Consider the following 13615-nt stretch of genomic DNA (forward strand, 5'->3'; position numbering starts at 1 on the left):
CCCGGACACCCTGTACGTCACAGAACTCGTGGCACCGGGCGTCGTGAACACCATGCCGGAGAAGACCCTGGACGCCACATTCGACCACGGCGTCATCACCGGTGACACCGTCTCCGGGACGTATGCGGAAGCCAACGCCACCCTGGACGCGCTTGACGCGCTCGGCATCTCCTACAACGACGTCGTGGCCATCCTCGAGTCCGAGGGCCTGGACAAGTTCGTGGCCAGCTGGAAGGAACTGCTGGCCGACGTCGAAGGTGCCCTCGCCGCCGCACGAAGCCACGGGGCCACCCCAGCACTACGGGACACGCCGTAATGGTGCGCTCAACCAGGCATACAGATATCGGCGACACCCAGGTTCCGGCACCGCAGGACTGGACCTCGCTCCAACCGGGAGACATCGTCGAGGTAATCGAACCCGGCGGATACTCCTACGAGGCGCGGATCGAGAGTAAAACCGAGCAATCGGACATCCTCTGGATCAGAAGCCACGGCTTCGGTACGCGGCACCTCCTGCACAATCAGGACGGGACCCGACTCCAGGCCGGCACAACACCTGACCAGCCACAGAACCGTAACCCGCCTGCATTACCGGGCACAGGGAGTTCCCTTCCTGGCCCCGCGGGACTGTCACGCCCGCAAGCCATCACACCAACCATTTGGAGGAAACACATGAACACGTCTGCCAACAGCACCTTTAACCGGACGCCCCTTATCGCCGGCAACTGGAAGATGAACATGGACCACGTCCAAGGCAGCAGCCTGCTGCAACATCTGGCCGAGGCTCTTTATGAGGCAAAGCACGACTATGCCCGGGTGGAGGTTGCCGTCTTTCCGCCCTTCACGACTCTTAGCGCCGTGCAAACCCTGATCCAGGACGATGGCTTGGGCCTGGTCTCCGGCGGCCAGGACCTTTCCCCGTTCGACTCGGGCGCCTACACAGGCGACGTCAGCGGTCAGTTTCTGGCCAGGCTCGGATGTAAGTATGTGCTCGTCGGCCACAGCGAACGCCGCACGATCCATGGCGAAACCGACGCAACTGTGAACGCCAAGGTCAAGGCGACCTTCCGCCACACACTCACACCGGTGCTGTGCGTCGGCGAGGGCCTGGACATCCGCAAAGCGGGCACCCACATCCAGCACACACTCTCCCAGCTACGCGCCGGCGTCGACGGACTCACCTCAGACCAGGCCGCCGGACTCGTAGTAGCGTACGAGCCCGTCTGGGCCATCGGAACCGGCGAAGTCGCCGGACCCGAAGATGCACAGGAAATGTGTGGCGCGATCCGCGCAGAACTGGCCGGCCTGTTCGACGCGGACGTCGCCTCCAAGACCCGGCTGCTCTACGGCGGCTCCGTTAAGGCCAGCAACGCGCCGGCCATGCTGCAAGCGGCCGACGTCGACGGCGTGCTGGTCGGCGGCGCGAGCCTTGATGCGGGTGAATTTGCCAATATTGTGGGCTTCGAGCGCCAGATGGCGGGCTGAGCCAGCCAAGTTTCGTTCCTTGCACGCCCCATACCCTGATGTTGTTTGGGCCGCGCTTCAGGCCGATGAGTAGTTCTCTACCGGTGTCGACGATCTCGCGGCTCGCTGCCGCCGCTGGGGCGGGACTCGGTGCGCACGAAACGGGGCCGGCACTTAACCACGGAGCCTCTTACCCCCGCCCCAGCTATACATCCCAGCGGTGTTGAAGAATGTGACGCCGAACTGCGGGTAGTTGACCCATAGGTACAGAACTGTGTAAGTTGGACGTGTGGGCAGACCCAAAGAGTTCGATCCGGAGACCGCCGTCCTTCAAGCGATGGACGTCTTTTGGCGTCAGGGCTATGCCTCGACCACGCCCCAGGGTCTCTGCGACGCGCTCGGCGTCGGCAAAGGGAGCCTCTATAACGCCTTCGGCGGCAAACGCCAACTCTTCGATCTGGTCCTGCAGAAGTATCTCGACACACAAAAGGAGGTCGTCACGAGCTGGCTCAACGATTCGGGAACGGTCAAGGAGCGGCTGCGTCGAGCGCTGGTGTTCCTCGTGGAGACTGACCTGGCCGACCCCGCTCGACGCGGCTGCCTGGCCACGAACAGCGCCGTTGAATTCGGCGTCGCCGACGCCGACGTCGCGACGCGCGTCCAAGGCCTGTTCGACCACACCGAGCGCGCTTTCGCATCAATGATCGCCGAGGGGCGGCGCAGCGGCGAGCTGCGGACCGACCTCGACGACCAGGCCGTGGCCAGCATGCTGCTGAACACCGTCACCGGCCTGCACGCCCTGGCCCGGCTCGAGAAGGGCCCCGTGAGGATGCTGAGCATCGTCGACGCCACCGTTGGACTTCTTTGACGGACGCCCGCATCGGGATCCCTAATTTTTTTACCATTTTTCTGTACCTGTAAGTCAAAAATGAACTGGAGAACCAACATGACCTCATCACTCAACCTGAACATCTTCTCTGCGCCGGCCCGGGCTGTGAACATCCCTCTCCCTGGGCCTGCGCCTGAGGGCGGCTGGACCTGGCCTCCCACGTCGGCCACGCTGATTTCCGGCGAACGCGAGGCGATCCTGGTCGACACGGTCCCCGGCATCGATGACTCAGCCGAACTCGCCGACTGGATCGAGGCCAGCGGTAAGGAGCTCACCACTATCTTCATCACGCACGCCCACATCGACCATTTCCTCGGAGCGGCCGAGCTACTCAAACGCTTCCCTCGAGCCCATCTGGTGGCCACCGAAGCGACCGCCCGCCTGATCGCCCACGAAGCCGAGACCGGTCAGGAGCGTGCGCTCTACTCGCAGATCTTCGTGGACGAGATCGGCTCCGAGGTAATCGTGCCGGAGACCGTCATCGGCGGCCGGCTCGAGCTCGAAGGCCATGACGTGTTCGCCGTGCCAACCGGCCAGTCCGATGTCAGCGACTCCTCCTACGTGCACATCCCTGAGCTGTCCGCTGTCATCGTCGGCGACATCGCGTACAACGACGTGCACCCGACCCTCGTGACAAGCACGCACGAGACCCGCCAGGGCTGGATCGATACGATGGTCAAGATCCAGGAGCTCGAGCCCGAGATCGTGGTGGCCGCCCACCGCCGCGCCGACGCCGCTGACACCGGGGAGGCGCTGGCCGAGACCATCGCCTACGTCGAGGAGGCCGACGACTTCCTGGCCACCGATCCGACCGCCGAGGAGTTCATCGACCACATGCTGGCGGCCTACCCCCACCGGCTCAACGTCAGCACACTGCACTACGGCACCGCCATGATGGGACTCCGGAAGGCCTAGCGGGTTCTCAGTCCGCTGAGCACTCGGGGGCCGGCATCCACCACCAGCCGGAATGCCGGCCCCTCCGGGCAGGCCCGGGGCGATGCTCCCGACTCCGCTCAGGATATCGCCACTGCCAGGGTCGGACAGGCGTGGAGACCAGTGGGGCGGCGGCCGCGGCCCTTGGGTCTCCACGCCTATTGCAATCCAGGAGCGGGGCACAACGATCCCCCACGGGAGCCGGCCGGCACGGCGAGTGGATCAGCGCGGATGCAGCGTCGAGTAGCTGAAGTCATTCACAGCCCGAACTCAGCAGAAACCCGATCCGCGCCGGTCCCCAATCCTCCTCGACGACGCACTGGGCCAGCCGGAGCCTGCCTTTGGGCGTAAGGATCGCATTAGCGTGGGACATGAACACCTCCTTGCGGGTCGGACTCTGAACAAGCCCACCCCACTCGGAGGTCTTCTTTTGTCACCTATCCACGCCGAGCGCTCCTAACGTCCGTGGTCAATACCCTAGCCAGGCGCCTAATGCTTCGGTCGCGAATGCCACAACCGACTTCCTCCTTCGTGCTGCGGGATGAACGTCGGCCGGCCGGCGTCTGCCTTTAGATGACGTTGATGGTATTGAGGTAGAGCGCGGCGAGATCGGTATCGCCCGCGAGTTCGACGTCGGCGTCGCGCCACGACGATCGCTGCGTTCCCCAGTCGGGGAACGTGATAGCAGGGGCGGTGATGCTGGCAGCCGGGGCGTGGGAGCCAGCTGCGGCGAGGCCGTCGGCGTCGATCCACCAGGTGCCGCCCCCGGGGCCCGTGAGTGTGAGGGTCAGTCCGGCGTCGATTCCGGATACCGGCGCCATCGCGGTTTGGTTGCTGAGCACCGCGGTCATCCAGTCGAGCACAGCGCGCATCCGGTTCCCGTCCGTCGGAGGTGTCTGCAGCCCTAGCGCGGGGGCCATGTCGTGGCGGAGGTGGGTATGCAGGTCGAAGACGAGGGCGCCGCCCACCAGCAGTGCCATCGGGAACTTTCCGAGCTCGTTGAGCCGCATGGGCACCGCCCGCAGCGGGGTGTGCCGAACGAAGGCAAGCATGCGGGCCGAGGTGCCGGTGGCGGTCTCGAACTCGGCCATGACCTGCTCCCGGCTCCACGCACGGCGCACCTGCACGGGGCCCTCGTTGACGACCTCGAGGCTCGGCTGCCGGGCGGCCTGCAGACCGGCGGGGATGTACATGTTGTGGGCGGTGGAGCCGATGTGGCCGACCATGTCGGCGATGCTCCAGCCGGCGGCTTTGCTGGGCGCGTTCCACTGTGCGGAGGTGAGGGAGTTCGCGAATTCGAGCATCACGGCGCTCTCGGTACGGAACGCGGCGTGGAGGTTTTTCAGGTCGGGGGTGGGGAGGCGGTTGGCCATGTCGAATCTGCTTTCGTGGATATTCGCGGAATTTTGCGTAAATCTCGCCCGGGTCAGTTCGAGGCGTGGATGGCTGCCACCGCCGTGTCGTACAGGTCAAACAGCGGCGTCGAACCCCGTAGCCGGAGCCACTCCTCGGTGGCGGCCTGCAGGCAGGTGATCGCCGCGCCGACGATGGCTCTGGCCTCGAAGCTCCGCGCCTCGGAGGCGGGCAGCTTCGGTTCGATCAGGGGGGCGAGCAGATTGGTCCACCTCGCCTGCTTCTCGGCGTGGCCGGCTCGCAGTGACTCGTTGTCGAACAGCATCGAGACGATCTCGAGGCGGTTCTCTGGGCTGGCCTCGATCTCGTCGAGCACCTCGAACGCATGCCGCAGCGACACCCAGACGTCTTCGTCGGCCGGACGGTCGGTGAGTCGCGTCGCGATGACCTCTCCCTGCTCGGACAGGCCACTGAGCGCCAGGTCTTCTTTCGTGCGGAAATAGTTGAACAGGGTGCGGCGCGAGACTCCGGCCGCTGCTGCGACCTCGTCGACGGTGGTCTCGTCGAAGCCCTTCTGGGCGAAGAGCTGCATCGCTGTCTGTGCAAGGAGCGAACGCACGACGGCCCGAGTCTGTTGTCGGATTGGTATGGGAGACATGGCCATGCACTCATAGTACGACATTGCCGGACGGGAAGCTATTTGCACTTAGTGCACGAATGTGCATAGAGTGTGCACATGAACAGAATTGACTACAGCACCCAGACCGTCATCGTCACTGGAGCCAGCTCCGGTCTCGGCGCGGAATTCGCCCGCCAACTCGCCGCCCGAGGAGCAAACCTGGTCCTCGTGGCCCGCCGCGAAGACCGTCTCACCGCCCTCGCAGACGAGCTGACCCACCGCTACGGAGTGAACGTAATCACCGTCGCGCAAGGACTCGACAGGCCGGATGCCGGACGCACGCTTCGAACAGAGCTCGAGTCACGGGGCATCTTCGCCACCGGCCTCGTCAACAACGCCGGCTTCGGAACCCACAACCCCTTTGGCGAGGAGGACCCCGAGCGGCTGCAGCAGCTCATCACGCTGAACATCAGCGCCCTGGTGGACCTCAGCCACGCCTACTTCGACGTCTTCGCCAAACAGAAGACGTCCATCCTGATCAATGTCGCGAGCCTGCTCGGCTTCATGCCGACCCCCTACCTGAGCGTCTACGGCGCCTCGAAGGCCTTCGTGCTGAGCTTCACCGAGTCCCTCTGGGAAGAAGCCCGCGGAACGGGCCTCCGCGTTCTCGCCATCTCCCCCGGGGCGATGGCGACAGAGTTCTTCGACGCCGCCGGCAGTCAGGCCGCCGACTACGGCACCCGCCGCGCCCGCCCCGAAGACGTCGTGAAGACCGCCCTCGACACCGTCAACAAGCCGTCACACCGCCCCTCGGTCATCACCAACGGACGCCCGCTCGCCATCGCTGCCCGCTTCCTCCCGCGAGGCACGGTCGTGCGCTTCATGGGCGCCAGCATCCGCCGCAGCAACCGCTGACCCCGCTCCAACCCACCGACCACACGTCCCGCAGCATAATTTCACCCCAGCCGAATGGAGCACATCATGAGCACGTCAAGCACCGTCGTCCTTGATCGTCCAAGCCCGAAGGTCGCGACGATCACCTTCCACAACCCGCCGGCCAACGTCGTGGCCGCAGAGACGGCTGTCCGGCTTCACGAGATCGTGACAGACCTCGAGAACGACTCGAACGTCCAGGTCGTCCTCTTCAAGAGCGACGTGCCTGACTTCTTCCTCAACCACTTCGACCTTGCCGCCCTCGGTGAGCTGCCGACGCCCCAAGGTGACGAGCTGCCCATCTGGACCGATCTCGTCCTCCGTCTCTCCAAGGCGCCCTACATCACGGTCGCCTCGATCCGAGGACGCACACGTGGAGCCGGCAACGAGCTCGCTCTGGCCCTCGACCTGCGCTACGCAAGCCTCGAGAACGCCTTCTTCGGACAGCCCGAGGTCGGCGCCGGCCTGCTCCCGGGCGGCGGCGGCACCGAGCGGCTCCCTCGCTTCCTGGGCCGGGACCGGGCGCTCGAGGCCATCCTCGGCAGCGGCGACTACGACGCCGCCCACGCGGAGCGTTGGGGCTGGGTGACGCGCGCACTGCCCGACGCCGAGCTCGACACCTTCGTCGATGCGATGGTCAGGCGACTGGCGAGCTTTGACAAGAACTCACTCGCTGCGGCCAAGGCCGCGGTCAACCGGGCCACACTCCCGCCGGACCGTGACCTCGTCGCCGTCTTTTCCGAATTCGCCCACTCGCTGACGCTGCCCGGCTTCCAGGTCCGCGCAGCCGCCACTCAGGCCATCGCCGCAGAGGCCGGGCTCGACTTCGAGTACCGCATGGGCGAGTACATCGCCCGGGCCAACCAGCAGGCCTGACCACCACCGCCCGTCCCGTCACCATTACCAACAACTACCTGAGCAGGAGCACATCATGAGCAGCAACAAGATCTACGCGGCATCCACCGCAGAGACGCAGTACATCGAGACCAAATCGGCCAGGTTCGCCTACCGCCGGTTGGGGCCGGTCGGCGGGGTACCGCTCCTGCTCCTGCACCGGTTCCGCGCCACCCTCGACTGGTGGGACCCGCGCTTCATCCAGGCTCTGGCCGCCGAGCGCGACGTCATCCTCTTCGATAACATCGGGATCGGCTACACCGAGGGCGAGCCGCTGAGGACCGTCGACGCGTTCGCCGACGGAGCAGGGGAAGTCATCGAGGCCCTCGGGCTGTCGCAGGTCGACCTGCTCGGCTGGTCCTTCGGCGGCGTCGTGGCACAGCGACTCGCCGTGCTGCACCCCGAGCGCGTGCGCCGCATCGTGATCGCGGGCAGTGGCTCGGGTGCGGCACCAGGGATGCCAGGCATCCCCGAACGCGTCCTGGCCATCCAGCAGCAGCCCGAGTCCAGCCTCGAGGACGTCCTCTACCTCTTCTACCCCGAAACAGAAGAGGCCAGAGCCCGCGGGCTCGACCACTTCGGACGCGTCCAGGCCGACATGCCTGAAGGGGCGCCACAGGTCACCCAGGAGGCCGCGATGGGTCAACTCGAGGCGATCATGGCCACGATGTCACGACCGTGGGATGACGTCGTGAGTGACCTTAAGGAAATCACAGCTCCCGTGCTCTATGCCGGTGGCGCACACGACGTCATGATCGACGCCTTCGGTTCCTACGCGGCGGTACAGGTACTCCCCAACGCAAAACTCGTCCTGTACAGCGATGCCGGGCACGCGTTCCTGTTCCAGCACCTCGACGAGTTCGTGCGTGAGGTGCTGGTGTTCCTGACCGACTGAGCCTCGGCCCAGACGAGCAAGACTGCAGCAAAGCCGACGACCGTGGCCGCGAGGCACCGCCCGATCGGTCGCAGCCGGATGCACTGATTCCGCCGTTTTCGGTCCCTCGGCAAGCGGGTCGCGATTATTGGGTGGGATGCTGTTCCGGAACCGGGCCAGATGGCCGGTGCGGCGGGTGGGGACCAGGATGCGGGCGTGGGGGGACATGTTTGTGCAGGTGCGGCGGCGGCGGTGGCGGAGCGCCATGTGGCACGGGGTGCGGGTGCCTCGGACCCGCGGGGCGTTCCCCTACTCCCTCGATCGGTTCCTCGCCCATGCCATCGGCAGCCGTTTGCGTCGGCACAGTCACCGCGGCACCCGCCGGTGCGTCCTCCTGGCCTATTCCAGAGGCGGACCCTTCACTGGATATTCCGGCGTCGAGCCCGTAGTAGCTGTAGAGTTCCTGCTCCTGCTTCTCCGTGATCGCGCCGCGGGCACTGTCGATCCGAGGACCGTTCCTGACAACGTCCTTCGCGAAGGCGAGCCTGATCACGGATTCCTCGAGACTGGCACCGAAGAGCGGGGCGAAGGATTCGGACATGCCGAACAGACCCGTCCGCACGGTGACGAAGACCGGGTCCCCGGAATCGCCGCTGGTGAAGACCTGTTCCACGGAGCCGATCTTCTCCCCGGCCGTGTCCACGACGATGCCTCCGTTGAGGACGATGTTGTCAATGTCCTGCAGGCTGAGCATAAGGCACATCCTTCTCGTGATAGAGGGGTTCTGCGGGTACCGTCCGATCTGACCTATATTCTGTCGTGATTCTGCAAGCCCGGCGATAGAGCCCGTTGCCTGCGCCTGACATATGGCCTCACTGACCGGTGGCTGCCACTGCCGCCACCGCCGCCAGGACGGTCAGGGGTGCCACGATCAGGCCGAAGATTGCGTAGCCCTTCCAGGTAATCAGGACATTCATCCGCACGAGCCGATCGTGCCAGAGCAGTGTGGCCAGGGAGGCCCAAGGCGTGATGAGCGAGCCGGCATTGACTCCGACCAGAAGAGCCGCCATGCGCTGCGGAGTCTGGGCCAGGGGTTCGGCCAGCAGGTAGGCAGGCAAATTGTTCAACAGATTGGAACCGACCGCGCCCGTCGCGGCCAGCCGAAGCAAGTCTGAGGCACCTTGGCCTTGCCCGGCGAGCTGGCCCAGCAACACCGGTGCACCCAGCTGTCGGGCCGTTTCCATCACGACAAAGAGTCCGGAGGCGAACAACAACACGGACCAGGGAACCAGCGAGACCTTGAGCACCCGGGGTCGCCGGAGCGCGAACACCCCGGCCAAGACAACGGCGGCAACCACGGCGGGAATCCAGACCGGGACCCCGGACACGAGAGCCGGCAGCAGCAACGCCAGCACAAGGGCGGTTGCGCCAAAGATGACGCGGTCCGTCTCTGCAGGCGTCGATCCTCCCCCGATTTCCTGATCCGGCCTGACCCGCCCAACCGGGATCCGTGAATAGCGCTTGCGAAGATCACGGCGGAAGACCACGCCGACGAACACCAATGGCACCACAATCGCGGCAACGGACGGCGCCCACAGGAGAGCCGCAAAACCGGCAGGACTGATACCGCCCAGACTGTGTTGCGCCAGCAGGTTAGTCAGATTGGAAATGGGCAGCAGCAGGCTCGCGGTATTAGCCAGCCACACAGTGGTCAGGGCGAACGGGAGCGGCGGTAGACCGGCCTGCCTGGTCACGCTGACAACAACCGGGGTCAATAGCACCGCCGTCGTGTCCAGCGATAAGAAGATGGTACTCAGCGTCGCGAAGACAGCGAGGAACAGCCATAAGAGAACGGTGTGTCCACGGCCCTGACGGCGGAGCCGGCGAGCAGTCCAAAGGAAGACTCCGGCCTCGCTCGCCAGCTCCGTCACGACGGTCATTGCGACGACGAACAGCAGGATCGGGGCCACCCGATCAATCAGCGCCGATAAATCGGACAAGGGCAGGGTCCCGGTAGCCACGGCCACCGCGCCGGCCACAAGCAAAACCACCCCGATGATTGCCAGACGCATGAAGAAATCCTATTCCCCAAACACGAAGCGCCAGACCACGAATCCATATCCTTCCTGCCGCAAAGGACGGGGCAAGTTCAGAGAGTGGGCGAGAGAAGGGGTCCCAATTCCTTAGAACGGGACGCCCCTGACGGGAAACACAATCGCGGATCTCTAAGCCAGCCCTATTTCAGCCAGGTTGTGCCGATCCTGTCAATCGAAGAGGACCAGATGCGGCCCAGCCCCCAGGCATGTCCTGCCTTGGCAGTGACGAGGACCCAGAGGACGATGGCGTAAACAACGTGTTCGTCGACGAACGGGTTGGTCTGCAGGGGAAGTCCGGACGCCCACAGCAGCGCGAGCAGGATGGTTCCGCCAAAGGCCGCAGCGGGCAGGGCGATCCCGACAACGAGAGCCGCGCCGACCAAAAGCATTCCGAGCATGAAGGCCCAATCGACCCAAGCCTGGCCGGCCATGGGCTGGAGCATCGCGGCGAAGGGGCCCTGAAGACTCTTGAGGTATCCGGTCGTCGGCGTACCGCCGTGAATCCAGGATTTTGCAGCGGGAGTGCTGAAACCGAGCCCAAAGGCCTTGTCCAAGAAGGCCCACAGAAAAACAAAGCCGACCACGACCCGCAGGACGGCGAGGAGCCTGACCGTCGCGGTCCCATGCTTGACTGATGGAGCGCTGGAAGCAGGCGCAGAAGTGGTCTGTACTGGTGTCGACACGGTGGAGCCCTCCTCGTCTTGGCCACTGGGCACCGAGAGCACCCCGTGGCGTTGATGTCACCTCACCGTTTCGCGGCCGCCGCTCCGAATATCTGGCGGGTTGTCATCCGGTAGCTGAGCTCACCGCAGAGTTGCTGGGGCGTAACCCAGACCTGGTGGCCTTGGCAGACTTCGAATATTTGGCGCGGGTTTTCGCTGTCGGCAGCGAGCCAGAGTGCCGAGGAGTCGGGCATGACGTCTTCAACCAAGCCAGTCCTGAGTGTCTGGCCGTGGAGGCGGATTTCGACCAAAGTGTTGATCAGGAGGTTCCATTCAACGTGCTTTCGGGGAGTTACTCGGTTTGGTGGCATGGTGCTCTCCGCGGTTTATCAGGGCGAATGAGTGGCAGCGGCCTGGCCGACCGCTGCCACTTCTCTGGGAGGAGCTAGCGGGGCTGCGCTTAGTGCGACAGTTTTCTCGTTCCGTTGCCTTCGCTACGGGTCACGAAGGTGCACGCCCTGTTAGTGGAGGTGGCTTCCGCCGTTGATATCGATGGTGGTGCCGGTGAGGTAGGCGGCGTCCTGGGAGGACAGGAAGGTGATCACGGCAGCGACTTCCTCGGTGGTGGCGTTGCGCCCCAGCGGGATGCCGGCGTTGATGGCGGCTTCCTGTTCCTCGGTACTGCCGACGCGGATGTTGGTGTCCACGGCGCCGGGGGTGATGGCGTTGACCGTGACACCGGTGGTGCCCAGTTCACGGGCCAGGGCCTTGGTGAGGCCGAGGATGGCGGCCTTGGCCGCGGAGTAGGGGACCTTGCCGAAGACGCCGCCGCCGCGCTGGGCGGACACGGAGGACATGTTAACGATGCGGCCCCAGCCGTTGTCGATCATGTCCGGCAGGAATGCCTTGGTGACCAGGTAGGTGCCGGTGGCGTTGACGTCCATGACCTTATGCCACAGCTCCAAAGTGGTCTCCAGGAACGGAAGCGGGGAGGTGATCCCGGCGATGTTGGCCAGGGCACCCACGGGCGGCAGGTTGCCGGCGACGACCTCGGCGGCAACAGCTGCCTGGGCGGCCGTGACGGAGGCTTCGTTGGCAACGTCGACCTCATGGCCGAAGGCCGGCACGTTGAACTCATTGCCGATTTCAGCGGCGACCTTCGCGGACTTCTCCCCGTCGAGATCCAGGATCACCACAGCCCAGCCTTCATTGGCGTAGCGGCGAGCGGTGGTAATGCCGATCCCCCGATCCGAGGTTGCCCCGGTGAGGACTGCAGTGCGCTGAATGGTGCTCATGATGCTCCTTGGATACTGGTGCTAAGGGTTGCTACGAAAGTCAGAAGAGGGAGTGATCAACAGATTCAAATGGCAATCGGCGCTGATCCCCTGCTGCAGGTGATGCTAATCACCCTAAGGGCCTTACTGTTGACAGTCAACCCCCAACATTGACGGTTGACATTGCGTCATGATGCGGGTCACACTGGTTTCATCATTGTGTTAACAGTCGACAGCGTTGGAGCTTCGGTTCCATCGCTCATCGAAAGGGATCAACTCCATGAGCAACGAAGCTCTTAAAATGCGTGGCCATGTCCATGGCACTAAGGATGCAAAGCGTGTGGCCATCGGCTCCGGTGTCGGCGCTGTTATTGAGACGTATGACTTCATCGGCTTCGGCACGGCCGCGGCCCTGTACTTCGGTACGGCTTTCTTCCCCACCGGCGACCCCGTCACCGGCACACTGGCCGCTTTCGCCACCCTTGGTGTGGGCTTCGCCGCCCGGCCCATCGGCGGCATCATCGGTGGTCACCTCGGAGACAAGGTCGGCCGCAAGCCCGTCCTGGTAGCCTCCCTGATCCTGATGGGCGTGGCCACGTTCCTCATCGGCCTCCTGCCCACGTACGAGCAGGTTGGCCTGCTCGCTCCGGCACTGCTGGTCTTCGTCCGCGTTGTTCAGGGCCTGGCCTTCGGCGCTGAATGGGGCGGCGCCATCCTGATGAGCTACGAGCACGCGCCCTGGAAGTCCAAGGGCAAGTACACCGGCATCGTGCAGGCCGGCTTCCCCGTGGGCCTGCTCCTGGCGAACCTCGTCTTCCTGGTCAGCGTGAACCTCGGCGGCGAGCTCGCCTGGCGCGTTCCCTTCCTGGCAAGCATCGTGCTGGTCGCCGTCGGACTGATCATCCGCTCCAAGGTCCCCGAGTCCCCCGTCTTCGACGAGGTTAAGGAAAGCGGCTCAATCGTCAAGTCCCCCGTCGTCGAGGTCATCAGGACGGACTGGCGCAACATCGTGAAGGGCATTGGCCTGCGCATCGCCGAGACTGCAGGCTACGCCGTGTCCATCACGTACATGATTTCCTACCTGCACACGCAGCAGTTGGCTGACAAGACCCAGACCTTGGTTGCCCTCTGTATCGCGTCCGCCATTGGCATCTTCGCCACCCAGGCCTGGGGACGGCTGACGGACAGGATCGGCCGCCGGCCGCTTTACGTCTGGTCCACTGCCTTCGCCCTGCTGTTCGGTATCCCGATGTTCCTGCTGGTCAACACTGGAATGTTCATCTTCGTCATTGCCACCATCGTGATCTCCTACGCCGTGTGCCAGAACTCCCTCGCCGGCGCCCAGGGCCCGTGGTTCCCGGAGCTCTTTCAGGCCAAGACCCGTTCCTCCGGAGCCTCACTGGCCTACCAAATTTCCGCGATGGTCTCCGGATTCACCCCCTTCATCACCACGCTGCTGTTCGTTGCCTTGGGCTGGATGGGCCCGGCGCTGCTCTTCAGCTTCTACGCAGCCATCGGCCTCTGGGCAGCAATCGTCACCCGCGAAACCTGGGGCAAGCGCGAACGGCAGCTCGCAGATGACGCCACCAAAAGCACCCCCAACACGGTAAGCGTCTAATGACCA

At 64.5% G+C, this 13615-nt stretch carries 15 protein-coding genes; 8 read left to right on the plus strand and 7 right to left on the minus strand.

The window, feature by feature from the left end:
- The 4 genes from J7E83_RS20235 to J7E83_RS20250 all read left to right on the plus strand — a co-directional run.
- A partial coding sequence (locus J7E83_RS20235; RefSeq protein WP_285289384.1) for a transaldolase family protein occupies nucleotides 1–316 on the plus strand: 316 nt, incomplete at its 5' end.
- A gap of 356 nt (nucleotides 317–672) precedes the next feature.
- On the plus strand, nucleotides 673–1485 hold the full coding sequence (tpiA, locus tag J7E83_RS20240) for a triose-phosphate isomerase (protein WP_214965824.1): 813 nt from the start codon (nucleotides 673–675) through the stop codon (nucleotides 1483–1485).
- Between the two features lie 268 nt (nucleotides 1486–1753).
- The gene (locus tag J7E83_RS20245) at nucleotides 1754–2332 is read left to right on the plus strand and encodes a TetR/AcrR family transcriptional regulator (protein ID WP_214965826.1); all 579 of its coding nucleotides are present in this window, start codon (nucleotides 1754–1756) and stop codon (nucleotides 2330–2332) included.
- Nucleotides 2333–2410: 78 nt separating this feature from the next.
- Nucleotides 2411–3268 (plus strand): MBL fold metallo-hydrolase, encoded by an 858-nt coding sequence (locus J7E83_RS20250; protein WP_214965833.1) that lies wholly within the window; start codon nucleotides 2411–2413, stop codon nucleotides 3266–3268.
- A gap of 587 nt (nucleotides 3269–3855) precedes the next feature.
- On the opposite strand, the gene J7E83_RS20255 is transcribed toward J7E83_RS20250, so the two are convergent.
- Both J7E83_RS20255 and J7E83_RS20260 read right to left on the minus strand, forming a co-directional pair.
- Nucleotides 3856–4659 (minus strand): maleylpyruvate isomerase N-terminal domain-containing protein, encoded by an 804-nt coding sequence (locus J7E83_RS20255; protein ID WP_214965849.1) that lies wholly within the window; start codon nucleotides 4657–4659, stop codon nucleotides 3856–3858.
- 53 nt (nucleotides 4660–4712) lie between these two features.
- A complete protein-coding gene (locus J7E83_RS20260; RefSeq protein ID WP_214965966.1) occupies nucleotides 4713–5231 on the minus strand; it encodes a TetR family transcriptional regulator in 519 nt (172 codons plus the stop codon).
- 144 nt (nucleotides 5232–5375) lie between these two features.
- Between J7E83_RS20260 and J7E83_RS20265 the strand changes: the two genes are divergently transcribed.
- The 3 genes from J7E83_RS20265 to J7E83_RS20275 all read left to right on the plus strand — a co-directional run bounded on the left by J7E83_RS20265 (nucleotide 5376) and on the right by J7E83_RS20275 (nucleotide 7980).
- Nucleotides 5376–6173: an SDR family oxidoreductase gene (locus tag J7E83_RS20265; RefSeq protein ID WP_214965851.1), complete on the plus strand. Its 798-nt coding sequence runs from the start codon at nucleotides 5376–5378 to the stop codon at nucleotides 6171–6173.
- 66 nt (nucleotides 6174–6239) lie between these two features.
- Nucleotides 6240–7067, plus strand: coding sequence for an enoyl-CoA hydratase/isomerase family protein (locus J7E83_RS20270; RefSeq protein ID WP_214965853.1), 828 nt, complete (start codon nucleotides 6240–6242; stop codon nucleotides 7065–7067).
- A gap of 55 nt (nucleotides 7068–7122) precedes the next feature.
- Nucleotides 7123–7980 carry an alpha/beta fold hydrolase gene (locus J7E83_RS20275; protein ID WP_214965856.1) on the plus strand — a complete coding sequence of 286 codons (858 nt, stop codon included), beginning with the start codon at nucleotides 7123–7125 and terminating at the stop codon, nucleotides 7978–7980.
- Nucleotides 7981–8104: 124 nt separating this feature from the next.
- On the opposite strand, the gene J7E83_RS20280 is transcribed toward J7E83_RS20275, so the two are convergent.
- From J7E83_RS20280 to J7E83_RS20300, 5 genes are all read right to left on the minus strand, one after another.
- Complete coding sequence (locus J7E83_RS20280; RefSeq protein WP_214965858.1) at nucleotides 8105–8713, minus strand: hypothetical protein; 609 nt, start codon at nucleotides 8711–8713, stop codon at nucleotides 8105–8107.
- A 118-nt stretch (nucleotides 8714–8831) separates the two neighbouring features.
- On the minus strand, nucleotides 8832–10031 hold the full coding sequence (locus J7E83_RS20285) for an SLC13 family permease (RefSeq protein ID WP_214965860.1): 1200 nt from the start codon (nucleotides 10029–10031) through the stop codon (nucleotides 8832–8834).
- 164 nt (nucleotides 10032–10195) lie between these two features.
- Nucleotides 10196–10738: a hypothetical protein gene (locus tag J7E83_RS20290; protein WP_214965861.1), complete on the minus strand. Its 543-nt coding sequence runs from the start codon at nucleotides 10736–10738 to the stop codon at nucleotides 10196–10198.
- 62 nt (nucleotides 10739–10800) lie between these two features.
- Nucleotides 10801–11088 carry a hypothetical protein gene (locus tag J7E83_RS20295; protein WP_214965862.1) on the minus strand — a complete coding sequence of 96 codons (288 nt, stop codon included), beginning with the start codon at nucleotides 11086–11088 and terminating at the stop codon, nucleotides 10801–10803.
- A gap of 150 nt (nucleotides 11089–11238) precedes the next feature.
- Nucleotides 11239–12012, minus strand: coding sequence for an SDR family NAD(P)-dependent oxidoreductase (locus J7E83_RS20300; RefSeq protein ID WP_214965863.1), 774 nt, complete (start codon nucleotides 12010–12012; stop codon nucleotides 11239–11241).
- Between the two features lie 259 nt (nucleotides 12013–12271).
- Between J7E83_RS20300 and J7E83_RS20305 the strand changes: the two genes are divergently transcribed.
- Nucleotides 12272–13609, plus strand: coding sequence for an MFS transporter (locus J7E83_RS20305; RefSeq protein ID WP_214965864.1), 1338 nt, complete (start codon nucleotides 12272–12274; stop codon nucleotides 13607–13609).
- Nucleotides 13610–13615 lie beyond the last annotated feature (6 nt).

The organism is Arthrobacter sp. ISL-48 (genome assembly GCF_018613805.1).
GTDB lineage: Bacteria > Actinomycetota > Actinomycetes > Actinomycetales > Micrococcaceae > Arthrobacter.

Coding starts and splice junctions, on each gene's coding strand:
- tpiA (WP_214965824.1), top strand. CDS start 673: ATGAACACGTCTGCCAACAGCACCTTTAACCGGACGCCCCTTATCGCC.
- J7E83_RS20295 (WP_214965862.1), bottom strand. CDS start 11,088: ATGCCACCAAACCGAGTAACTCCCCGAAAGCACGTTGAATGGAACCTC.
- J7E83_RS20300 (WP_214965863.1), bottom strand. CDS start 12,012: ATGAGCACCATTCAGCGCACTGCAGTCCTCACCGGGGCAACCTCGGAT.
- J7E83_RS20280 (WP_214965858.1), bottom strand. CDS start 8,713: ATGCTCAGCCTGCAGGACATTGACAACATCGTCCTCAACGGAGGCATC.
- J7E83_RS20260 (WP_214965966.1), bottom strand. CDS start 5,231: ATGCAGCTCTTCGCCCAGAAGGGCTTCGACGAGACCACCGTCGACGAG.
- J7E83_RS20305 (WP_214965864.1), top strand. CDS start 12,272: ATGAGCAACGAAGCTCTTAAAATGCGTGGCCATGTCCATGGCACTAAG.
- J7E83_RS20250 (WP_214965833.1), top strand. CDS start 2,411: ATGACCTCATCACTCAACCTGAACATCTTCTCTGCGCCGGCCCGGGCT.
- J7E83_RS20265 (WP_214965851.1), top strand. CDS start 5,376: ATGAACAGAATTGACTACAGCACCCAGACCGTCATCGTCACTGGAGCC.
- J7E83_RS20275 (WP_214965856.1), top strand. CDS start 7,123: ATGAGCAGCAACAAGATCTACGCGGCATCCACCGCAGAGACGCAGTAC.
- J7E83_RS20285 (WP_214965860.1), bottom strand. CDS start 10,031: ATGCGTCTGGCAATCATCGGGGTGGTTTTGCTTGTGGCCGGCGCGGTG.
- J7E83_RS20270 (WP_214965853.1), top strand. CDS start 6,240: ATGAGCACGTCAAGCACCGTCGTCCTTGATCGTCCAAGCCCGAAGGTC.
- J7E83_RS20255 (WP_214965849.1), bottom strand. CDS start 4,659: ATGGCCAACCGCCTCCCCACCCCCGACCTGAAAAACCTCCACGCCGCG.